24 protein-coding genes are annotated in these 20,365 nt (G+C 68.1%); 13 read left to right on the top strand and 11 right to left on the bottom strand.

All coding sequences use genetic code 11. The annotated features are described in order from the left end of the window. Positions 1 to 46: 46 nt before the first annotated feature. On the top strand, positions 47 to 397 hold the full coding sequence (locus tag ACSQ2H_RS13620; RefSeq protein WP_436061927.1) for an Hpt domain-containing protein: 351 nt from the start codon (positions 47 to 49) through the stop codon (positions 395 to 397). Here ACSQ2H_RS13620 and ACSQ2H_RS13615 read toward each other — a convergent pair. Then, complete coding sequence (locus ACSQ2H_RS13615) at positions 370 to 702, bottom strand: chorismate mutase (RefSeq protein ID WP_436061926.1); 333 nt, start codon at positions 700 to 702, stop codon at positions 370 to 372. The two genes, ACSQ2H_RS13620 and ACSQ2H_RS13615, sit on opposite strands and share 28 nt — an antisense overlap. Positions 703 to 714: 12 nt before the next feature. Further along, positions 715 to 1,671, bottom strand: coding sequence for a transcriptional regulator GcvA (gene gcvA / locus ACSQ2H_RS13610; protein WP_436061925.1), 957 nt, complete (start codon positions 1,669 to 1,671; stop codon positions 715 to 717). A gap of 178 nt (positions 1,672 to 1,849) precedes the next feature. On the opposite strand from gcvA, the gene cobA reads away from it, so the two are divergent. From cobA to ACSQ2H_RS13580, 6 genes are all read left to right on the top strand, one after another. Continuing rightward, positions 1,850 to 2,686, top strand: coding sequence for a uroporphyrinogen-III C-methyltransferase (gene cobA / locus ACSQ2H_RS13605; RefSeq protein ID WP_436061924.1), 837 nt, complete (start codon positions 1,850 to 1,852; stop codon positions 2,684 to 2,686). Continuing rightward, positions 2,683 to 3,039, top strand: coding sequence for a DUF2849 domain-containing protein (locus tag ACSQ2H_RS13600; protein WP_436061923.1), 357 nt, complete (start codon positions 2,683 to 2,685; stop codon positions 3,037 to 3,039). The genes cobA and ACSQ2H_RS13600 overlap by 4 nt, the downstream gene beginning before the upstream one ends. A gap of 13 nt (positions 3,040 to 3,052) precedes the next feature. Beyond that, positions 3,053 to 4,708, top strand: coding sequence for a nitrite/sulfite reductase (locus ACSQ2H_RS13595; protein WP_436061922.1), 1,656 nt, complete (start codon positions 3,053 to 3,055; stop codon positions 4,706 to 4,708). Next, positions 4,692 to 5,189: a DUF934 domain-containing protein gene (locus ACSQ2H_RS13590; protein WP_436061921.1), complete on the top strand. Its 498-nt coding sequence runs from the start codon at positions 4,692 to 4,694 to the stop codon at positions 5,187 to 5,189. Before ACSQ2H_RS13595 ends, ACSQ2H_RS13590 begins: the two co-directional genes overlap by 17 nt. Positions 5,190 to 5,196: 7 nt before the next feature. Further along, positions 5,197 to 5,934, top strand: coding sequence for a phosphoadenylyl-sulfate reductase (locus ACSQ2H_RS13585; RefSeq protein WP_436061920.1), 738 nt, complete (start codon positions 5,197 to 5,199; stop codon positions 5,932 to 5,934). 78 nt (positions 5,935 to 6,012) lie between these two features. Beyond that, positions 6,013 to 6,828 carry a ferredoxin--NADP reductase gene (locus ACSQ2H_RS13580; protein ID WP_436061919.1) on the top strand — a complete coding sequence of 272 codons (816 nt, stop codon included), beginning with the start codon at positions 6,013 to 6,015 and terminating at the stop codon, positions 6,826 to 6,828. 8 nt (positions 6,829 to 6,836) lie between these two features. Here the strand turns inward: ACSQ2H_RS13580 and ACSQ2H_RS13575 are convergent, their stop codons facing one another. Next, entirely contained in the window at positions 6,837 to 8,225 is a 1,389-nt protein-coding gene (locus ACSQ2H_RS13575) for a sensor histidine kinase (protein ID WP_436061918.1), read from the bottom strand. Between the two features lie 254 nt (positions 8,226 to 8,479). Between ACSQ2H_RS13575 and ACSQ2H_RS13570 the strand changes: the two genes are divergently transcribed. After that, positions 8,480 to 9,265 (top strand): PEPxxWA-CTERM sorting domain-containing protein, encoded by a 786-nt coding sequence (locus ACSQ2H_RS13570; RefSeq protein ID WP_436061917.1) that lies wholly within the window; start codon positions 8,480 to 8,482, stop codon positions 9,263 to 9,265. Here the strand turns inward: ACSQ2H_RS13570 and ACSQ2H_RS13565 are convergent. Further along, positions 9,262 to 9,792, bottom strand: coding sequence for an AAA family ATPase (locus ACSQ2H_RS13565; protein ID WP_436061916.1), 531 nt, complete (start codon positions 9,790 to 9,792; stop codon positions 9,262 to 9,264). The genes ACSQ2H_RS13570 and ACSQ2H_RS13565 overlap by 4 nt on opposite strands. A 123-nt stretch (positions 9,793 to 9,915) precedes the next feature. Here ACSQ2H_RS13565 and ACSQ2H_RS13560 point away from each other — a divergent pair, with 123 nt between their 5' ends. Next, entirely contained in the window at positions 9,916 to 12,285 is a 2,370-nt protein-coding gene (locus ACSQ2H_RS13560; protein WP_436061915.1) for an arylsulfatase, read from the top strand. A 24-nt stretch (positions 12,286 to 12,309) separates the two neighbouring features. On the opposite strand, the gene ACSQ2H_RS13555 is transcribed toward ACSQ2H_RS13560, so the two are convergent. Further along, positions 12,310 to 12,612 (bottom strand): hypothetical protein, encoded by a 303-nt coding sequence (locus tag ACSQ2H_RS13555; protein ID WP_436061914.1) that lies wholly within the window; start codon positions 12,610 to 12,612, stop codon positions 12,310 to 12,312. A gap of 114 nt (positions 12,613 to 12,726) precedes the next feature. Beyond that, positions 12,727 to 13,110 carry a 3D domain-containing protein gene (locus ACSQ2H_RS13550; RefSeq protein ID WP_436061913.1) on the bottom strand — a complete coding sequence of 128 codons (384 nt, stop codon included), beginning with the start codon at positions 13,108 to 13,110 and terminating at the stop codon, positions 12,727 to 12,729. Between the two features lie 271 nt (positions 13,111 to 13,381). On the opposite strand from ACSQ2H_RS13550, the gene ACSQ2H_RS13545 reads away from it, so the two are divergent. Genes ACSQ2H_RS13545 through ACSQ2H_RS13535 form a run of 3 tightly spaced genes read left to right on the top strand, consistent with a single transcriptional unit; the run spans position 13,382 to position 15,431 of the window. Beyond that, the gene (locus tag ACSQ2H_RS13545; protein ID WP_436061912.1) at positions 13,382 to 13,963 is read left to right on the top strand and encodes a glutathione S-transferase family protein; all 582 of its coding nucleotides are present in this window, start codon (positions 13,382 to 13,384) and stop codon (positions 13,961 to 13,963) included. Positions 13,964 to 13,973: 10 nt separating this feature from the next. Further along, the gene (locus tag ACSQ2H_RS13540; RefSeq protein WP_436061911.1) at positions 13,974 to 14,978 is read left to right on the top strand and encodes a S1/P1 Nuclease; all 1,005 of its coding nucleotides are present in this window, start codon (positions 13,974 to 13,976) and stop codon (positions 14,976 to 14,978) included. Positions 14,979 to 14,981: 3 nt separating this feature from the next. After that, positions 14,982 to 15,431, top strand: a complete 450-nt coding sequence (locus ACSQ2H_RS13535; RefSeq protein WP_436061910.1) for an NUDIX domain-containing protein — start codon at positions 14,982 to 14,984, stop codon at positions 15,429 to 15,431. On the opposite strand, the gene ACSQ2H_RS13530 is transcribed toward ACSQ2H_RS13535, so the two are convergent. Further along, complete coding sequence (locus tag ACSQ2H_RS13530) at positions 15,346 to 15,873, bottom strand: low affinity iron permease family protein (protein WP_436061909.1); 528 nt, start codon at positions 15,871 to 15,873, stop codon at positions 15,346 to 15,348. The genes ACSQ2H_RS13535 and ACSQ2H_RS13530 overlap by 86 nt on opposite strands. A gap of 77 nt (positions 15,874 to 15,950) precedes the next feature. Here ACSQ2H_RS13530 and folD point away from each other — a divergent pair, with 77 nt between their 5' ends. Next, positions 15,951 to 16,847, top strand: coding sequence for a bifunctional methylenetetrahydrofolate dehydrogenase/methenyltetrahydrofolate cyclohydrolase FolD (folD, locus tag ACSQ2H_RS13525; protein ID WP_436061908.1), 897 nt, complete (start codon positions 15,951 to 15,953; stop codon positions 16,845 to 16,847). Here the strand turns inward: folD and ACSQ2H_RS13520 are convergent. From ACSQ2H_RS13520 to ACSQ2H_RS13505, 4 genes are read right to left on the bottom strand one after another with little or no spacing between them, the layout of a single operon-like run. Next, positions 16,844 to 17,461 carry an ABC-type transport auxiliary lipoprotein family protein gene (locus ACSQ2H_RS13520; protein ID WP_436061907.1) on the bottom strand — a complete coding sequence of 206 codons (618 nt, stop codon included), beginning with the start codon at positions 17,459 to 17,461 and terminating at the stop codon, positions 16,844 to 16,846. The two genes, folD and ACSQ2H_RS13520, sit on opposite strands and share 4 nt — an antisense overlap. Beyond that, positions 17,458 to 18,396, bottom strand: coding sequence for an MlaD family protein (locus ACSQ2H_RS13515; RefSeq protein ID WP_436061906.1), 939 nt, complete (start codon positions 18,394 to 18,396; stop codon positions 17,458 to 17,460). Before ACSQ2H_RS13515 ends, ACSQ2H_RS13520 begins: the two co-directional genes overlap by 4 nt. Continuing rightward, entirely contained in the window at positions 18,396 to 19,214 is an 819-nt protein-coding gene (locus tag ACSQ2H_RS13510) for an ABC transporter ATP-binding protein (protein WP_436061905.1), read from the bottom strand. Before ACSQ2H_RS13510 ends, ACSQ2H_RS13515 begins: the two co-directional genes overlap by 1 nt. Further along, positions 19,215 to 20,330, bottom strand: a complete 1,116-nt coding sequence (locus tag ACSQ2H_RS13505) for an MlaE family ABC transporter permease (protein ID WP_436061904.1) — start codon at positions 20,328 to 20,330, stop codon at positions 19,215 to 19,217. Positions 20,331 to 20,365: the final 35 nt, after the last annotated feature.

The following is a 20,365-nucleotide window of genomic DNA, read 5'->3' as shown; positions in this document are numbered from 1 at the left end:
CAAGTGCACGTCAGGGTCGAGTCGGCGTTCAAAGCGGGAAAATACCATGGCGAGGCGCGACCTCACCGGAGCGGTGGACTTCAAATACCTCGAATCCTTCACGGCCGGCGACGGCGACGTGATCGACGAGGTGCTGAGCCTGTTCCGCGAGCAGGCGGCGATCTGGGCGGCGCTGCTGGATCCGGCGTCGGAAGGCTGGCGCGACGCCGTGCACACGATCAAGGGCGCGGCCCGCGGGGTCGGGGCGTTTCAGCTCGGCGACGCCTGTGAGCGCGCCGAGGCCGCAGGCCCTGGCGCGCTGGATTTGGTCAAGGACGCGCTCGACGCGGCGCTGGCCGACGTCGCGGCCTACGCCCACGAACGGGCGCTTCAGTCTTTGCGCACGCCGCGCAGCTGATCCCAGACGCCGAACTCATAGGCGATGCAGCGGTCGATCAGCAGCCGCCACACCGGTTCGGCGATCTCCTCGGACAGGCCCGCCTCGCGGGCCGCCGCCTTGACCTTGGTCACGACGTCCTCGATCCGCGCCGTGTCCAGCACCGTGTGGCGCTCGGATTTGATACGGGCGGCGGCGTCCATGTAGCGCTGGCGCTCGGCCAGCATGAGAACAAGCGCGCGGTCCAGAGCATCGACGCCCTTGCGGACGTCGAGCATGGTCTCGCAGTCGGCCGGCAACGGCCGCTCATCAACAACGATTTTCATGGCCGCTTAGGACTAAATCCCGGCCCCGTTGTCCAGGCTTCTTAGCGCAGCTTCGTGGGCTTCGGCCTCGGCGGCGATCCAGTTGATGAACGCCTTGACCTGCGGCAGCCGGCCCTTGGCCTTGGGATGCACGACGTAATAGGCGAAATCGACCGCCGTCGCGATCTGCAGCGGGGCGATCAGCCGGCCGGCGTCCAGGTCGGCCTGGGCCAGGGTGCGCTTGGCCAGCGCCACGCCGCGGCCGTTCACCGCCGCCTCGATCACCAGGCTCGACTGGTTGAACCGCGGGCCGCGCGCGCCGTCGATGCCGCGCAGGCCGCGGGCCGCCAGCCACATGGTCCAGTCGGGGCACGAATCGTCCGGCTCGGGCGAGCCGTCGTGCAGCAGCACGTGGCCCGCCAGATCGGCGGGTTCGTTCAGCGGAATGTTTGCCGCAAGATCCGGAGAAAGCACGGGAATTACGGTTTCGCCGATCAGCCGCCGAACCTCCAGGCCGGGGTAGCGGCCGGCCCCGTAACGGATCGCCACGTCCACTTCGCCGGCGGTCAGGTCGACCAGTTCCAGCCCTGCCGACAGCCACACGTCGACCTGCGGATGCAGCTCTTCGAATCGGCCCAGCCGCGGCACCAGCCACTTGGCTGCGAACGACGGCGCGGCGGTCAGCGTCAGCCGGCGCCCGTCCACCGCCGCGGTCAGCATCGAGGCGGCCTCGGCCAGGCGGTCGAAGGCCTCGCGCAGGGCGGGCAGGGCGGTCTGCGCCGCGTCGGTCAGCAGCAGGCCCTTGGGCGTGCGCTTGAACAGGGCCGCGCCGACATAGTCTTCCAGGTTCTGGATCTGCTGGCTGACCGCGCCAGGGGTCACGGACAGCTCGTCCGCAGCCCTAGAAAAATTCAGGTGCCGCGCGGCCGCCTCGAACGCCCGCAGGGCGTTGAGTGGCGGCAATCGTCGGCGTTCCGCGTTACGCTCCATCGAGTTTTCCTGACACCCCCGGCAGAAGTCCTTGGGTTGCGAATTGGCCTCTTCACGACCAATTTGCAACTGTTCGCCGAGGTATTGGCCCTTTTCGTCGGCGGATAATGTGGCGGGGCGGGTGCAAGCCCGTCCCGCTCTCACATTCAAGCTCTGGCGTTTAGAGAAGCTAAAAACAATGCCTCACCGCAAGCCCAAAAACGAGAGCGGCCAGCGCCTCGTGGTCCTGGGCGGGGCGCGCCGCCGCGCGACCGGCGCGGTCTGGCTGGTGGGCGCTGGTCCCGGCGACCCCGAACTGCTGACCCTCAAGGCGCTCAAGGCGTTGCAGGCCGCCGAGGTCGTTGTCCACGACGGATTGGTCACCGACGAGATTCTCGACCTGGCGCCGGCTTCGGCCCGCCGCATTAGCGTCGCCAAGCGCAAGTCGCGCCACTCCTACGCCCAGGACGAGATCAACCGCATGCTCGTCGCCTTCGCCCAGGAGGGCTTGAAGGTCGTGCGCCTGAAGGGCGGCGATCCGTTCATCTTCGGGCGCGGCGGCGAAGAACTGGAAGCCTGCCGCGAAGCCGGCGTCGAATGCCACGTGGTGCCCGGCGTCACCGCCGCGCTGGCCGCCAGTGCGAACGCCGGGGCGCCGCTGACCCATCGCGGATCGGCCCAGGCGGTCACCTTCGTCACCGGTCACGCCGCTTCGGGCAGCGAGCCGGACCTGGACTGGGAAAGCCTGGCCAAGGCCAACCAGACCGTCGTCATCTACATGGGCGTGTCGACCGCGGCGGGCATCGCCGCCCGGCTGATCGGCGCCGGGCGCGCCAGCTCGACCCCGGCCTTGGTGGTCGAGAACGCCAGCCGCGCCGACGAGCGCCGGATCGTCACCACCCTGGCCGAACTGCCGGCCGCCGCCGAACAGGTGGCGGGCCCGGCTCTGCTGATCGTCGGCGAGGCTATGGCCTTGGCCCAAGCTTCCGGCGATACCGCCGCCTTTGAACCGAAACTTGAGTTGCGCGTGAAATGAAAGCCCTGACCGGAAATCGCCTGACCGACGGCGAAGTCGTCTTCTGGAAGGCTGGGGCCTGGGTCGAGCGCTTCGCCGATGCCGAGCTCTTCGAGTCCGCCGAGGCCGGCGAGGCCGCCGAAGCGCACGCCAAGACCCTGCAGACGGTGATCGTCGATCCCTACCTGATCGACCTCATCGAGAGCGAAGGCCTGTGGGCGCCGGTCAGCTATCGCGAGCGCCTGCGCGCGCTCGGTCCGACCAACCATCTGCACCACGGCAAGCAGGCCGAAGGCGGAGCCGCCATCGAAGCCCTGCAACATGCATCCGGCGCCGCCCGCTCCAAGGGCCGCGTCAATCTGATCAAGCGTTAGAGAGGGGAGGGCCATGTACCAGTACGACACCCTCGATAAGGAATTCCTGGCCGACCGCGCCGCCGAATTCCGCGAACAGGTGGTCCGGCGTCTGGCCGGCGAGATCACCGAGGACCAGTTCAAGCCGATCCGGCTGATGAACGGCCTGTACCTGCAGCTGCACGCCTACATGCTGCGCGTCGCGATCCCCTACGGCTCGCTGAACCCGACCCAGCTGCGCGTGCTGGCCGATATCGGCCGCACCTACGACAAGGCCTACGGCCACTTCACGACCCGTCAGAACCTGCAGTTCCACTGGATCAAGCTGGCCGACACGCCGGACATCCTGGACAAGCTGGCGGCGGTCGACATGCACGCCATCCAGACCAGCGGCAACTGCATCCGCAACACCACCGCCGACCCCTATGCCGGCGCGACGGCGGAAGAAGTCGACGATCCGCGGGTCTGGTCCGAGGCGATCCGCCAGTGGTCCAGCCTGCACCCGGAATTCTCGTTCCTGCCGCGCAAGTTCAAGATCGCCATCACCGGCGCCGCCAAGGACCGCACGGCCGCCAAGGTCCACGACATCGGGCTGATGATGCGCCGCGGCCGCGACGGCACGCTGGGCTTCGAGGTCATCGTCGGCGGCGGCCTCGGCCGCACGCCGTTCGTCGGCCCGACGATCAAGGAATTCCTGCCGGCCAACCGCCTGGTCTCGTACCTGGAAGCGATCCTGCGCGTCTTCAATCGCCACGGTCGCCGGGACAACAAGTACAAGGCGCGCATCAAGATCCTGGTCTCCGCCCTCGGCGCCGAGGAGTTCGCCCGCCAGGTCGAAGAGGAATGGGCCAAGATCGGCCCGGAGAGCGATCTGCCGGACACCGAGATCGCCCGAATCCGCGGCGCCTTCGCCCCGACCGACTTCGCCACCCTGGTCAACCGCTCCGAAGTGTTCGAGGCCGCCAAGGCCGCCGATCCGGGCCTGGCCCGCTTCGCGCGCAACAACCTGCGTGAGCACAAGCGCGCCGGCTACACCATCGTCGAGATCTCGCTGAAGGCGATCGGCGAGACCCCCGGCGACGCCACTTCCGACCAGATGGACGTGGTCGCCGACCTGGCCGAGCGCTTCGGCCAGAACGACATCCGCGTCACCCACGAGCAGAACCTGGTGCTGCCGCACGTCAAGCTCGACGACCTGCCGGCGCTCTATGCGTCGCTGAACGCGGCCGGCCTGGCGACGCCGAACGTCAACCTGATCACCGACATGATCGCCTGCCCGGGGCTCGACTACTGCGCTCTGGCCAACGCCCGGGCGATCCCGATCGCCCAGGACATCGCCCGGACCTTCGCCGACCAGGAGCGGGCCGAACTGATCGGCGAGCTGAAGATCAAGATCAGCGGTTGCATCAACGCCTGCGGCCACCACCACGTCGGCCACATCGGCATCCTCGGCGTCGATAAGAAGGGCGAGGAGTTCTACCAGCTAACCCTCGGCGGCTCGGGGGCGGAGGACGCCTCCGTCGGCTCGATGCTTGGCCCGGCCCTGCCGGCCGAACGCGTGGCCCCGGCCATCGACACCCTGGTCGAGGTCTATCTGCGCGAACGCCAGGGCCAGGAGCGCTTCCTCGACACCTTCCGCCGCACCGGCGTCGTTCCCTTCAAGGAGGCCGTCTATGCCGACGCGAATTAAGCTGACGGACGGCCAGTTCTCGCTGGTCGAGGATCCCTACACCCACGTTTCTGACGACGAGGACCTGGTCCGCGGCGACCTGATCATCTCCCTGACCCGCTTCCAGAGCGAAGGCGAGCGCTTGCTCGCCGAGGGCCGCTCGGTTGGCGTGCGGCTGGAGCCGGCCGAAGAGGTCGAGGTCCTGGCCTACGACCTGCCGCGCATCGCCCTGGTCGCCGTGGCCTTCCCGAAGTTCAACGACGGCCGCGCCTACACCGCCGCGCGCCTGCTGCGCGAGCGCTACGGCTTCAAGGGCGAGGTCCGCGCCGTCGGCGACGTCCTGCGCGAGCAGGCCGGCTTCATGGTCCGCGTCGGCTTCGACGCCTTCGAGCCGGCCGACGGCTCGACCCCCGAGCAATGGGCGCACACCGCCCACCGCCAACGCCACGTCTACCAGCGCGCGGCCGACCGCCGTGCGCCGGCCTTCGCCGAAAGGGAGTGAGCTGACCATGGCCTTCGATCAGTTGGAGCGTCCGTCCCTCGCGGCCCGGCTCGACGCCGAGTTGCGCCACGCCCATCCGGCCACGGTGCTGGAATCGGCGGTCGAGGCGTTCGGCGACAAGCTGGCCCTGGTCTCGTCCTTCGGGGCCGAGTCCGCGGTGCTGCTGCACATGATGTCGAAGATCAAGCCGGACACGCCGGTGCTGTTCCTCGACACCGGCATGCTGTTCGGCCAGACGCTCGACTATCGAAAGAACCTGGCGGCCAAGCTCGGCCTGACCGACGTGCGCGACCTGCGCCCGGCCTTCAACGATCTCGCCGTCGCCGATCCCAACGCCAAGCTCTGGCAGACCGACACCGACGCCTGCTGCGAGGTCCGCAAGGTCATTCCGCTGGACAAGGCGCTCGCCGAGTTCGACGGCTGGATCACTGGCCGCAAGCGCTTCCACGGCGGCGACCGCCTGTCGCTGCCGGTGGTCGAGCAGGCCGACGGCCAGGTGAAGTTCAATCCGCTGGCCAACTGGGGCAAGGCCGAGCTGGACGCCTACATGGCCGAGCACGACCTGCCGGCGCACCCGCTGGTCGCCCAGGGCTTCCCGTCGATCGGCTGCTGGCCGTGCACCAAGGCCGTGGAGGCGGGCCAGGACGTCCGCGCCGGCCGCTGGGCCGGCCAGGACAAGACCGAGTGCGGCATCCATGTCGCCCGCGCCCCCGGCGCTGTCGACAATGTCGGCGGCGACATCTGACGACGGCGTTGCTACATACGCTCCAACCTTGCTGGCGGCCCGTGTCGCCGCCGGCCCTACGGTAGCCAAAGACTTGTCATGACTGATGTAATCGCTCCGGCCCCGGCCGCGTCCAAGGCGCGCGGCGCCTTCATGATCGAGACCGTGACCTGGGTCCAGCACTGGACCGACGAGCTGTTCTCGTTCCGCACCACCCGCGATCCGGGCCTGCGTTTCTCGTCGGGCCAGTTCGTGATGGTCGGCCTGGAAGTCGACGGCAAACCGCTGGTGCGCGCCTATTCGATCGCCAGCCCCTCGTGGCACGACGAACTCGAGTTCTATTCGATCAAGGTCGCCGACGGCCCGCTGACCTCGCGCCTGCAGAAGATCAAGGTCGGCGACGAGGTGCTGATCGGCAAGAAGCCGACCGGCACCCTGGTGCTCGACGGTCTCAAGCCCGGCAAGCGGCTCTACATGGTCGGCACCGGCACCGGCCTGGCCCCCTGGCTGTCGCTGGCCCGCGACCCGGAGGTCTACGACCGCTTCGACGAGGTGATCGTCACCCACACGGTCCGCAACGTCGCCGACCTGAACTACGCCGAACTGTTCGAGAAGGACCTGCGTGAGGACGAGATCCTCAGCGAGGTGATCGGCGACAAGCTCCGCTACTACCCGACCGTGACCCGCGAGCCGTTCCGCACTCAGGGCCGGATCACCGACCTGATCACCTCGGGCAAGATCTTCGAGGACCTCGGCGTGTCGCCGCTGGACCCGGCCGTCGACCGCCTGATGCTCTGCGGCGGCCCCTCGGTGCTGGCCGACCTGAAGACCCTGCTGGTCGAGCGCGGCTACGAAGAAGGCTCGCTCGCCTCGCCGGGCGACTTCGTGCTGGAAAAGGCCTTCGTCGAGACCTAAGGGGCGCCTCAGGCGCCCTCGAACAGGTTCAGCTGGTCGCTGCGTTCAGCCAGCTGCGCCTGCATCGTGCAGATCAGGCCGCGGCGCGCATAGTTCATCGTGACCGCGCCCCTCAGCTCGCCGCGCAGGCCGCGTTCGATCAGCCGCGTGCCGAACCCACGGCGTCGCGGCGGCTCGACCTTGGGCCCGCCGCTCTCGGTCCAGACCGCGGTCAGTTGCTGGCCCTCCAGGGTCCAGGTCAGGTCGACCTTGCCGCGCGCCACGGAAAGCGAACCGTACTTCACGGCGTTGGTCGCCAGCTCGTGCAGGATCAGCGCCATCGACAGCGCCGCGCCCGGCTGCAGCCAGGCGGGCGGCCCCTGCAGGCCGATCTGGCCGGCCGTCGCGTCCAGGAACGGCCCCAGCGCCCGCTCGGCCAGGTCGCGCAGTTCAGCGCCGTGCCATCGCTCGCGCGTCAGCACGTCGTGGGCCTGCGACAGTCCCAGCAGTCGCGCCTCCAGCTTCTCGTAGACGACCTCCGGGTCGCTCTCGGCCCGCAGGGTCTGCGAGGCCATCGACTGCACCGTGGCCAGGGTGTTCTTCACCCGGTGGTTCAGCTCGTTGATCATCAGCCGCAGCTGGCCCTGATAGCGCTTCTGCTCCGCCTCGGCCTGCTTGCGCGCGCCGATGTCGTCGATGATCGAGATGAAGTAGTCGGGTTCGCCGCCGCCGTTGCGCACCAGCGCCACAGTCAGGTTGTTCCAGATCACCTGGCCGCCCTTGGCGATGTAGCGCTTCTCCATCGAATAGGTCTCGATGGCGCCGGCCAGCAGCGCCCGCGTCAGGGATATGTTGGAGTCCAGGTCCTCGGGGTGGGTGATCTGCTGGAACGTCATGTCGGTCAGCTCGCCGCGGCTGTAGTTCAGCATCGCGCAGAACCGGTCGTTCACCTCCAGCAGCCGCCCGTCGGGAGCCACGCGCGCGACGCCCATGGCCGCCTGGTCGAACACCGCCCGATAGCGCGCCTCGGCCGCCTCCAGCCGCGCCCGCGCCTCGACGGCGGGGGTCACGTGCTCGGTGTAGAGCACCAGCCCGCCGATCTCTCCGTCGTCGTCGCGCCAAGGCTTCAGGGACCAGCGAATCCAGTCCACCCGTCCATTGGCGCGTTCGAAAGGGTCGGCGTCGTGACTGAGCTCGAGCCCCTCGATCAGCGCGCGCCGGTGGATATCGCGCCAGCGCTCGGGGATGTCCGGGAAAACGTCGTAGTGGTGGCGGCCGACCAGCGGCACGTCGCCGGGCAGGCCTTGCTCGGTCAAGAAGCGGCTGGAGGCCGCGAGATAGCGCATCTCGCGGTCGAAGATGGCGATCCCCAGCGGCGCTTGGCTGAGCGCCGTCAGCACGCCCGAATGCGCGGACACCTGCAACGCCGTTCTCGCCTCGCCGACCACGCCTGCCGCTCGCCACGCCCATGACCAACGGTCTGGGCCGCCGATGCAACCCAGAGGATACAGGCAACTCCAATGGGTCAAGGGGCGTTCGGTTCCCGGCCGCCCGTCGGGCTCAGATCGCTGGCCGTTGTGGCGCGCGTGTTCGGCGAACGGTGGAAGGTGGCTGCCGCGTTGACATCTAGGATTGGTTAGCGAGAATTAACTCTACCCTAGGGAGTTTTGCCATGTCGAAGATGCTTGGAGCCGTCGCCGCGGCGCTGGTCGTCGTGTCCGCTGGATCGGCCGACGCCGCCCAATTCTACAACTTCAATCTTACCGGCACGCTGGTGTCCGAGCTGGGGCAGGGGCCGATCGAAGACATCAACACGGGCGTCGACCCGAACTTCGCGGTCGGCGAGACCATCAACCTGTCGGCCCGGATCAGCTCCGACAACATCGTCAAGTGGGGCGACACCGGCTACTCGGTGGCGTTCTTCAGCTGGGGCTCGGCGCCGGCCGGCGAGTCCTGGAACATCACCGGTGAAGGCCTCACCTGGAACACGGGCGACGACATCTACGACGGCGATCCCGTGTTCACCCGGGACTATTCGATCGAGCGCTCGGGGGGCGGCTCGGAATTCTCGACGGCGTACTACGGCGCGCCGGCGATCGTGTTCGCGGACGGCAAGGTCGTCGGCGTGGTCGGCTATCTGGGGCCGCTGACCAGCACTCGCCCGGTCCTGCGCCTGGGCTCGTACGTGTCGGGCTTCGAGAGCTACTACAACACCGAGGTCGACGGGCCGGTGCTGTTCGACTCCAGCTACTACCAGTCGCTCTCCGACCAGTTCACCCTCGAGGCCGGCGAGGGTCTGTATAACAACCTCTACAATTCCCAGGGCTTCAAGGGGACCTGGGACTTCGCCGGCTCGACGGCAGCGATCCCCGAGCCCTCGACCTGGGCGATGCTGATCACCGGCTTCGGCCTCGCCGGCGTCGCGATCCGCCGCCGCCGCCAGCCGCTGGCGGCCTAGGTCCGGCCCGCCATCTCCAACACGAAGTCGGCGCGGGCCTCCACCGCGCCGACAGGCGCCTCCAGCGGCTCGTAACCCAGCCGCCGGAGCTGGCGCGTGATCGCCCCATGCGTCGCCAGGCAGTCCTCGAAGCTCTGCCGACGTTCGTCGTCCTGCGTGTAGATCCCGCGCCACGGCGGCGGAACGAACACGATCGGGCTGTAGCGATAGGTGCGCGCGGCGTCCTCCATCCAGCTCGGCGCCTGTCCGTCGACCATGCTGTCGATGATCCCCCGGTCAAAGAACACCCGCTCCTCGACGTTCGCCATCGCCTCGAAGATCGCGATGTCCTCGCGGCAGGCCCGCGCCAGATAGGCGTCCTGGTCCAGCCAGGGCAGGTCGGTCCCGCCGCTGGCCACCTGCTCGCGGATCACCCGCCGATGCGTCTCCTCGACGACCCGCTCGCCGCGCCGGCGCAGTTCCCCGATGAGCGTGGTCTTCCCGACGCCCGGCCCGCCGGTGATCAGGAAGAAGTTCGGTTTGAACATGTGTCCTCACGTTGAAGTGCAGCCCCGCTGCGCCCCCGCTCCGGGGAACGCCCGATGGCCAGGGTGCGGCAGGCGAGGGCAGGTTGGCCTTCGACCAAATGCCAGCCCAGGGAGGAAAACCAGATGGCGCTCACCGAGTACGAACCCGGCCAGGCCTTTCCCGGCGTAATCGGCCGGACCTTCGACGTTTCCAAGCCGGCTTGGCCGGCGACGCCGCAGGCGAAGGCCGGCGCGCCGAACGTTCTCTTCATTGTCCTCGACGACACCGGCTTCGGACACCTGGGATGTTTCGGCAGCCCGATCGAGACACCGAATCTGAACGCCTTGGCCGCGGACGGCCTGCGCTACAACAACATGCACACCACGGCGCTCTGCTCGCCATCGCGATCCTGCATGATCACCGGCCGCAATCACCATTCCAACGCCATGGCGTGCATCACCGAGGGTTCGGAAGGCTATCCTGGCGCCAACGGCCATATCCCGCTCGAGAACGGCTTCCTCTCGGAGATCCTGCTGCAGAACGGCTACAACACCTACGCCCTCGGCAAGTGGCACCTGACGCCGTCCGAGACGGCGTCTGCGGCCGGCCCCTACGACCGCTGGCCGTTGGGCCGGGGATTTGAGCGCTACTACGGCTTCCTCGGCGGCGACACGCACCAATACTACCCCGAGCTCGTGCGCGACAATTCGCAGACCGAGCCCGAAACCACGCCGGAAGAGGGCTACCACCTGACGCCGGACCTGGTCGCCAAGGCCAAGGCGATGATCGCCGATGCCAAGCAGGTCGCGCCGGACAAGCCGTTCTTCATGTACTTCTGCACCGGCGCCATGCACGCGCCCCATCACGTCCCAAAGTCGTGGGCCGACAAGTACAAGGGCAAGTTCGACGACGGCTGGGACGCCTATCGCGAGAAGACCTTCGCCCAGCAGAAGGCGCTCGGGATCGTCCCCGCGGACACGGTGCTGTCGCGGCATGATCCGGACGTGCAGGACTGGAGCAAGCTGCCCGCCGACGAGCGCCGGCTCTACGCCCGCATGATGGAGGTGTTCGCGGGCTTTCTCGAACACACCGACCACCACATCGGCGAGCTCATCGCGTTCCTGAAGGAGATGGGCGAGTACGAAAACACCTTGATCATGGTGATCTCGGACAACGGCGCCAGCGCCGAGGGCGGGCCGACCGGGTCGGTCAACGAAGGCAAGTTCTTCAACAACGTCCCGGAGAACCTGGAGCAGAACCTGGCCGCCATCGACGACCTCGGCGGCCCGAAGTACTTCAACCACTACCCCTGGGGCTGGACGCACGCGGGCAACACGCCCTTCCGGCGCTGGAAGCGTGAAACCTATCGCGGCGGCACCGCCGATCCGTTCATCGTCACTTGGCCCAAGGGCATCAAGGCCCGCGGAGCGATCCGAAGCCAGTACGCCCATGCGATCGACATGGTCCCGACGGTGCTGGACTGCCTTGGCATCGTGCCGCCGGCCTCGATCCGCGGGGTCACTCAGTCGCCGATCCAGGGCTTCAGCCTCAAGTCGTCGTTCGACGACGCCTCCGCGCCCGCCCTGCATCTCACACAGTACTTCGAGATGTTCGGTCACCGTTCGCTCTATCACGACGGCTGGCGCGCGGTGTGCCCGTGGCCAGGTCCGTCCTTTACCGAGTCCGGCCTCGGGTTCGGCGCGCCGATAACCTACGACAAGCTGACCGAGCTCGATGCCAAGGGCTGGGAGGTCTACAATCTCCAGGCCGACTTCGCCGAGACGAACAACCTCGCCGACCAGGAGCGCGACCGCCTGATCGCCATGATCGGGATGTGGTACGTCGAGGCCGGCAAGTACGACGTCTTGCCGATCGACAGCCGCGGGACGCTGCGCTTCGCCGATGAGCGCCCGCAGATCGCCCAGCGGCGCACGAAGTACCGCTACTATCCCGGCACCCAGACGGTCCCGCTGCTTGCGGCGCCGACCCTGGTCAATGTCGAGCACACGATCTCGGTCCACGCCGCTGTGCCTAAGGGCGGAGCCGAAGGAGCGCTCTTCTCCATGGGCGGCTGCGACGGCGGGTTCGTGCTCTACGTCAAGGACGGCCGGCTGACCTACGGCTACAACTACTGCGCCGACGCCCGCTACAAGGTGGTCGCCGACAGCGCGGTCCCCGAAGGCGAGCACATCTTCAGCTTCGAGTTCAAGCCGACCGGCAAGCCGGATCTGGCCAAGGGCAAGGGCGTGCCGGCCGCGATCACGCTCTATGTGGACGGGAAGGCGGTGGGGAAGGGCGACCTGCCGGTCACGATCCCCATGTCGCTGGGCCTCGCCGCCGGCGTATGCGTCGGCGCCGACGCCGGTTCGCCGATCATGGACGACGAGTACCGCTCACCGTTCCGGTTCACCGGCGAGGTCAAGAAGGTGCTGATCGATGTCTCGGGCGAGGACCTGACCGACAAGGCCGCCGCCGCGGAGGCCTACCTCAAGGCGGCGATGGCCAGGCAGTAGGCACCGCGGCCCGGGCTGGCCGGCCTAGCCGACCAGTTCGGGCGCTTCGTCCGGGGCGTCGCACATCAGCGCGGCGATGAACTCGCCTTTCGGACGGTAGACCTTGCGGAAGCGGCCGGCGTCCCAGCCGCAGTCGCCGCAGGCGCAGACGCCGCCCAGGTGGCAGCTGGGCGTCAGCTCCTTGAGCCGCACGCTGGCGCCGTCGCCGACGGCCCGGATGTTGGTGATCGTATAGAGCGCCCCGAGGTCGGGCATGATCTGGCTCTCGGGACGGTTGGGCGTGTCGTCGATGCACTCGACGATGTCGCCCGTACTGATGTCGGACACGTACGCGGGCCTTCGGTGGACGCTGAAATGCTCAGGGCGCCGGAAGTTCCAGCGCCCTGACAGCATGATCCAACAGTGTGGGGAGCCAGGCTATGCGGCCTGTCGCCGCCCTGTTTAGGCGGGCGGGCAGCCCTTGAACTCGCCGGCCTTGGCGACGGTGAGCTTGGCGAGGTTCAGCGCCATCAGCGGGCGCATCGAGGACGAGCCGTGGCCGGTGAACAGGTCGATCTTCTCGCCCTTGATCGCGCCGCCGGTGTCCGAGGCGTACCAGAAGCCGTCGTGTTTCGTGCCGTCGGGCATCGGCAGGCCGACGGTTTCCTTGATGAACAGGCGCGTGCGGCGCGGAATGAGCTTGGTGTCGACGGCGACGGTGCGCATGGCGACGACCCGGCAGCCGAGCGAGTCCAGGTTGCCCACGCCCTTGGCGCCGGCATGGTAGAGCGTGGCCTTCATCCGGAAGTCCGGGGTGCCCGGCAGTGCGCCGGTCAGAGCCGACACGATCAGGTCTCCGAGCGGATCGGATTGAGGCGCGGCTTGTGCGCTTTGTGACAGCCCAAAGAAGAAGGGGAGGGCGGCAAGGGCGGCGAGGCGACGTCGCATGACGGCGGCTCCTTCGTCGTTGTTCTTGGCAGCGGCGGTCTTCGTACCCGGACTCCGAGCGGCAGATCAACCCCGCGTGAACAGCCGACGCTCGCGACATATCGACACGAGCGCTTTGAGCGCAGCACGAGAAAGGCTATCAACCCGTTGGCCAACAAGGGGTTGAGGCATGCGCGTCTATGGCGATTCCATCTCCGGAAACTGCCTGAAGGTAAAGTGGACGGCGGACCATCTTGGCCGTCATTTCGAGTGGATCGAGACCGACATCATGCGCGGCGAGTCGCGCACGGCGGAGTTTCTGGCGCTCAATCCGGCCGGCCAGGTCCCGGTCGTGGTGCTCGACGACGGACGCCCGCTCGCCCAGTCCAACGCCATCATCATCCACCTGGCCGAGGGTTCCGACCTGATCCCGGCCGACGCCTACGACCGCGCACGGATGCTCGAATGGATGTTCTGGGAGCAGTACAGCCACGAACCCTATGTCGCCGTCGCCCGCTTCCAGGTCCGCTATGCGGGCAAGCCGGTTTCCGCGCTCGAGGCCCGGCTGGTCGAGCGGGGCAACGGGGCGCTGCAGCGGTTGGAAGAGGGGTTGGCGGCCTCGTCCTTCCTGGTCGGCGAGGCCCTCAGTCTCGCGGACGTCGCACTTGTCGCCTACACCCGCGTCGCCCACGAGGGCGGCTTCGACCTGAACCGGTATCCGCGCGTCCAAGCCTGGGTGAAGCGGGTGGAGGCTGCGCTCAAGATCGCCTAAACGAGGTCGTATGAAAGCTTCGCTGCTCGCCGCCGTCGCCGCGCTCTGCATCCTGCCTGCCCAGGCCCACGCCTGGGGCGCGATGGGACACCGAATGGTCGGGGAAGCGGCGGCTCAGGCGCTGCCGGCCGAGGTTCCGGCCTTCCTGCGGACCCCGACGGCGGTGCGCGACATCGGCGAACTCTCGCGCGAACAGGACCGCTCCAAGGGCGCGGGCCGCATCCATGACCACAACCGCGACGCCGGGCACTTCCTCGACCTCGACGAAGACGGCAAGCTGCTCGGCGGCCCGTCCTTCACGCCGCTGCCGGCGACCCGCGCCGACTACGAGAAGGGCCTGCAGGCCGCCAGCCTCGACAGCTGGAAGGCCGGCTACCTGCCGTACTCGATCGTCGACCGCCACCAGCAGCTGACCAAGGATTTCGGCTATTGGCGGGTGCTGACCTACATGGCCGCCCGCGAGAAGAACCCGATGCGCAAGGCCTGGTACAAGCGCGACCTGGTCCGCCGCGAAGCCCAGATCCTGCAGACCATCGGCGACCTGTCGCACTTCGTCGGCGACGGCGCGCAGCCGCTGCACGTGACCGTGCACTACAACGGCTGGGGCGAATATCCGAACCCTAAGGGCTATACGACGGCCCGCATCCATGGTCCGTTCGAGAGCGAGTTCGTCTTCGAGAACGTCAAACCTGCCGATGTGACGATAAAGATGGCGCCGTTGAAATCCTGCGACTGCCCGATCGAGAAGCGCACGGTGGATTATCTCACCGATACAGGCGCCTACGTGATCCCGCTCTATGAGCTTGAGAAGGCCGGCGGCCTAGCGGCCGGCGATCGCCGCGGCGTCGAGTTCGCCGCCGCCCGGCTCGCCGTCGGCGCGTCGGAGCTGCGCGACATGATCGTCTCGGCCTGGCGCGGCAGCGACAAGGCGACGGTCGGCTGGCCGGTGCTGCGCGTCGACGACGTGCTGGCTGGCAAGGTCGATCCCTTCGATTCCTTGTACGGCAAGGACTGACCGGTGCGCGCCGTGCCCCAGTTCGGTGATCGCAGGGCCGGGCCGACCTATGCCGACCGGCCGGCGGCGTTCGGGATCCTCGAACGCGACGGGCAGATTGCTGCGGTCCGGATCGAAAAACCTGACGGTGCGAGCTGGATCGACCTGCCCGGCGGCGGCGTCGATCCGGGCGAAACGCCCGAAGAGGGCGCAGCGCGGGAATTCGGCGAGGAGGCGGGGCTCAAGGTCACGGTCCGCGAGTCGTTCGCCCTGGCCGACCAGTACTTCGTCAACACCGAGGGCGAGGCCTGGAACAACCGCAGCGTCTTCTTCGTCCTCGATCTCGTCGCCGAGGAGCCGGCGCTGAAAGTCGAGGAAGATCACACGCTTATTTGGCTTTCGCCGCTGGATGCGATCGCTTCGCTGCGGCACGATTCCCACGCGTGGGCGCTGGCCGCCTGGCTGCGCCGCTAGGCGCGCCCTTGCTGCCGGAGGCGGGCTTGGCCGCCTTGCGCCGGCTGCGCTGATGGGTCGGGGTGCCGGCTTCCTCCCGCACCCTTGTCGACACTTCATCCAGCTCGGTGAGGATTTCCTCGAGCTCCTCGTCCGGCAAATTCTCTATGCCTATGAACGAGTTATGCGCCTTCGTCACCCGGATCAGCTCGTCCAGCTTGGCGTGCAGGGCGTTGTTGTCGCGGTTCTGGGTGTTCTGGATCAGGAACACCATGAGGAAGGTCACGATGGTGGTCGAGGTGTTGATCACCAACTGCCAGGTGTCCGAAAACCCGAACAACGGCCCGCTCGCCGCCCAGGCGATCACCAGGGCGCAGCAGGCCACGAATGTGAGCGGCCGGCCGGTCAGCCGGGAAATGTCGGTGGCGAACCGGGTGAAGACCTGGGTGACCTTGCTGCTCATCCGGCGTACTCCCGCCGCATTGCGCGGCGCAGGCTGAACGGGTAGTGGCTGCGCCAGTTCCGACCCCAGGAGAGCGCATGTCCCAAGCCCAGATCATCGACGGCAAGGTCACGGCCGAGCGCCTGCGGGCCGAGGTCGCGGAAGAGGTCGCGGCGCTGAAGGCGCAGCACGGCCTGCAGCCGGGCCTGGCGGTGGTGCTGGTCGGCGAGGATCCCGCCAGCCAGGTCTATGTCCGCTCGAAGGGCGAGCACTCCAAGGCCGTCGGCATGCATTCGGTGACCCACCGCCTGGCGGCCGACGCCAGCCAGGACGAGCTGCTGGCCCTGGTGCGCCAGCTCAACGCCGATCCGGCGATCCACGGCATCCTCGTGCAGCTGCCGCTGCCCAAGGGCCTGGACGAGAAGGCGGTCATCGAGACCATCGACCCGGCCAAGGACGTCGACGGCCTGCACGTCGTCAACGCCGGCCGTCTGGCCCAGGGACTGCCCTCGCTGGTTCCCTGCACGCCGCTGGGCTGCATGATCATGCTCCGCGAGACGCTCGGCGACCTGACCGGCAAGCGCGCCGTCGTCGTCGGCCGTTCGGTGCTGGTCGGCAAGCCGGTGGCCCAGCTGCTGCTGGCCGCCGACTGCACGGTGACCATCGCCCACTCGCGCACCCAGGACCTGGCGGCCGTCTGCCGAGAGGCCGACATCCTGGTCGCCGCCGTCGGCCGTCCTCAGATGATCAAGGCCGACTGGATCAAGCCGGGCGCGACGGTGATCGACGTCGGCATCAACCGTGTGCCGTTCCGCGATCCGGTCAAGGCCGCCGAGGGCAAGACCAAGCTGGTCGGCGACGTGGCCTACAAGGAAGCCTCGGCGGTCGCCGGGGCCATTACGCCCGTGCCGGGCGGCGTCGGCCTGATGACCGTGGCCTGCCTGCTGCAAAACACCGTCACCGCCGCCAAGCGCATCGCCGGGCTGGAGGCCTAGGCCCCGCGGGCGTTGGTCCAGGCGACCAGCTCGCCCAGAGCCTGACCGACCGCCTCGTCATAGGCCGCGACGATCGCCGAGACGCGGTTGTCGCCGGCCCGGACCCGCGTCTCGAAATTGTGTGAGCCGGCCAGCACGCGGTCCGGCCCGGTCAGCGTCGCCCGCAACGTGACGACGATCTCCGGCGCGGCCTTGGCGCCCTGGTTGTACTGCGCCTCGAATTGGGTGACGTCGACGCGCAGCACGTAGTCGGCCTTGCTGAAGTCGCCACGGGTCAACAGCCGGGCCGGACCGGCGTCGGCGTCGAACGCGCGTGACAACGCCTCGTTGAACAGCACCGAGGCCGGCGAGACCCAGCGGGAGCCGGCGACATAGGCCGCCTGGCTGCCGGTCATGGTCAGCATGCGGTCGTTAGCCGCCGCCTGCACGAAGGAGCCGCCCAGGCGCGCGACCGCGAACGGCGTGGCCTGGCTCGCAGCGACGGGCTGAATGCCGCCGTCGAAGCGGTAGAGCTGGGCCGGCTTCTCATCTGGCAGCAGGGTGATGCAGCCGGCGAGCAGGGCGGCGCAGGCGGCCAGGGCGAGGGCGGGGAGGGTGCGCTTCAGGGCGTTCATGGCTTGACCTTGACCTCCTGGGCCGGGGACTTGCCGACCAGGCCGCGGGGGTTGGCTTCGACGTCGCGGATCAGCCGATCCAGGGAATCGGCGGTCTGCTGCAGGGACTGGATCGCCGAGGTGAGCTGCGGCAGCCCATTGGTGGCGAAGTCGTTGGTCGGACCGTCCAGCCGCCCGACCATGGTGCGGATGTCCTTGGCCGCGACCTGCGCTTCGCCGGCCGCGTCGGCCAGATTGGCCAGGGTGCGCTTGCCTTCGCCATCGACCAGCTCCTGGCTCGACTTGGTGAGCTCGGTGATCTGGGCGGCCGCCGCATCGATGCTCTGCAGCGCCTTCTGAGCGTCGGCGATCAGGGCCTTGCGCTCGCGCAGTTCGGCGGTGACGGCCTGGGCGTCCTCGACCGCATCCCCGAACTTCTTGATGTTCTGGTCGGACAGCACGCGGTTGACGCGGTCCAGCGCCTCGACCGTGCGGGTGAGCACCGTTCCGCCGCCCTCCAACAGGTCCGACAGCGCGCTGCGCTGGGTGCGCAGCTTGGGCACCTTGCCGGGATCGACGGTGTCCTTCAGCAGCCGCTTGGCCGGCGAGCCGGCGGTGATCTGCACATAGTTGATGCCGGTGATGCCTTGCGGCTCGAGGGTCGCAAAGGAGTCGACGCGGATCGGCACGTCGGAGGTGACGCGCGCGCGCGCGATGACGCGGTTGGGATCGGCTGGATCGAGCTGGATCTTGGTCACTTCGCCGACCTTGATGCCGTTGAAGTGGACTTCGCCGCCCTGGCTCAGCCCCCGGACCGGGCCCTGGAAGATGATGTCGTAGAGGTCGTAGTCCTGGGCGAAGCTCAGCCGCGCCAGCCAGACCACGAAGATCAGCAGGCCGGTCACCAGCAGCAGGGTCGAAAAGCCCACCAGGGCGTAGTTGGCGTCTTTTTCCATCAGGCGGGTGTCCCGGCTCTATGGGCCGCTTCGGCCGCGGCGCGGCCGCGCGGTCCAAGAAAGTACTCTTTGATCCATGGATGTTGTGAACGCTCAAGCTCGGCGACGGGGGCCACCTCGACCACGTGTTTGTCCGCCAGGACGGCCACGCGGTCGGTGATCGAGTAGAGCGTGTCGAGGTCGTGCGTGATCATGAACACCGTCAGGTCGAGGCTGTCGGACAGGTCGCGGATCAGCTCGTCGAAGGCGCCGGCGCCGATCGGGTCGAGGCCGGCGGTCGGCTCGTCCAGGAACAGCAGCTGCGGATCCAGGGCCAGCGCCCGGGCCAGGCCGGCGCGTTTGCGCATGCCGCCGGACAGCTCGGCGGGCTTCAGGTCGCCAGCGCCAGGGCGCAGCCCGACCAGGGCGATCTTCAGGTCGGCGAGTTCGTGGACCACGCGGCGGGGCAGCTTGGTGTGCTCGTACATCGGCGCGGCGACGTTCTCGCGCACGGTCAGGTTCGAGAACAACGCACCCTGCTGGAACAGCACGCCCCAACTGCGCTCGATCTCCGACCAGCGGCGGCGGCTGGTGCGCTGGATGTCCTGGCCCAGCACCTTGATCGTGCCGGCGTCAGGGCGGCGCAGGCCGATGATCGAGTTGAGCAGCACGGACTTGCCGGTGCCCGACCCGCCGACCACGCCCAGCACCTCGCCGCGCTCGACCGTGAGGTCGAGATCTTCGTGCACCACGTGGTCGCCGAACTGCGAGCGCAGGCCGCGCACCTCGATGGCCGGACCATCGTCATCGAGCAGGGATTGGTTCGCTAAATCCGCCACTTAGATACCAATCTGCATGTAGATCAGCGCAAACACGGCATCGATCAGGATGATCGCGAAGATCGCGTGCACGACCGCGGCCGTGACCCGGCGGCCGAGCGACTCCACGTCGCCGCCGACTTCCATCCCCTGGCGGCAGCCGATGCCCGCGATCACTGCGGCCATGATCGGCGCCTTCGAAAGGCCGATCCAGAAGTGGGTGACGCCGACATTGTCGAGGATCCGCTGCAGGAAGAAGGAGGGCCCGAGGTCGAGCACGGTCCACGTCACCAGCAGGCCGCCCATCAACCCGGCGATGGTGGCGACGAAGGTCAGCAGCGGAATGATCGCCAGCAGGGCGGCGAAACGCGGGAAGACCAGGGCCTCGAACGGATCGACGCCCAGCACCTTCATGGCGTCGACCTCCTGGTTCATCTTCATCGAACCGATCTCGGCGGCGAAGGCCGAAGCCGAGCGGCCGGCCAGCAGGATCGCCGTGATCAGGATGTTGAACTCGCGGAACACGGCGATGCCGATCAACTCGACGGCGAACACCTCCGCCCCGAACTGGCGCAGCATGTTCGCGCCCAGCAGACCGACGACGGCGCCGATGAAGAACGATGTCAGGGTGACGATCGGAATAGCGTCGAGGCCGGCGCGCTCGGCCAGCGAGACGCAGGCCGCCCAGCGGATCCGCGCCGGATTGATGACCGTACGGCCGACGACCACCAGCAGGTGGCCGACGAACACCATGGTTTCGAAGATCTCGGTGCCGAGGTTGAACACCCCGCGTCCGGTGCGGATCGCCAGTTCGTAGAAGCCGCGCGGCTCCTGGCGTTGGGTCGGCTTGTCCCGGGCCGCCGCGGCGACCAGATCCAGCAGGCGAAGGGTCTCGGGGCGCGCGTCGATGTGGTTGGCGACGGGGTTATCGGCGACCGCGCGCAGGATGCCGTAGGCGCCAGCGGTGTCGAGCCGGCGGATCGTCGTCAGGTCGATCCCGGAGAGGTTCTCGCCGCGGACAGCGGCCACTAGGCGGCTGACGGCGTCGCCCGCGGCCGTGGCCGTCCAATCGCCAGAGAGGACCGCCCGGCGGCCGCCATCGGCCTCCATCACGCTGAAATCGGCGGGTCGTTCCATCGGCTCGCGTCGGGCCTCTTCAGCTAGCGTCCGCT

It is taken from the genome of Phenylobacterium sp. LjRoot97, assembly GCF_964254345.1.
Classification (GTDB): Bacteria; Pseudomonadota; Alphaproteobacteria; order Caulobacterales; family Caulobacteraceae; genus Phenylobacterium.
This window is presented reverse-complemented; position numbering and strand designations above follow the sequence as displayed.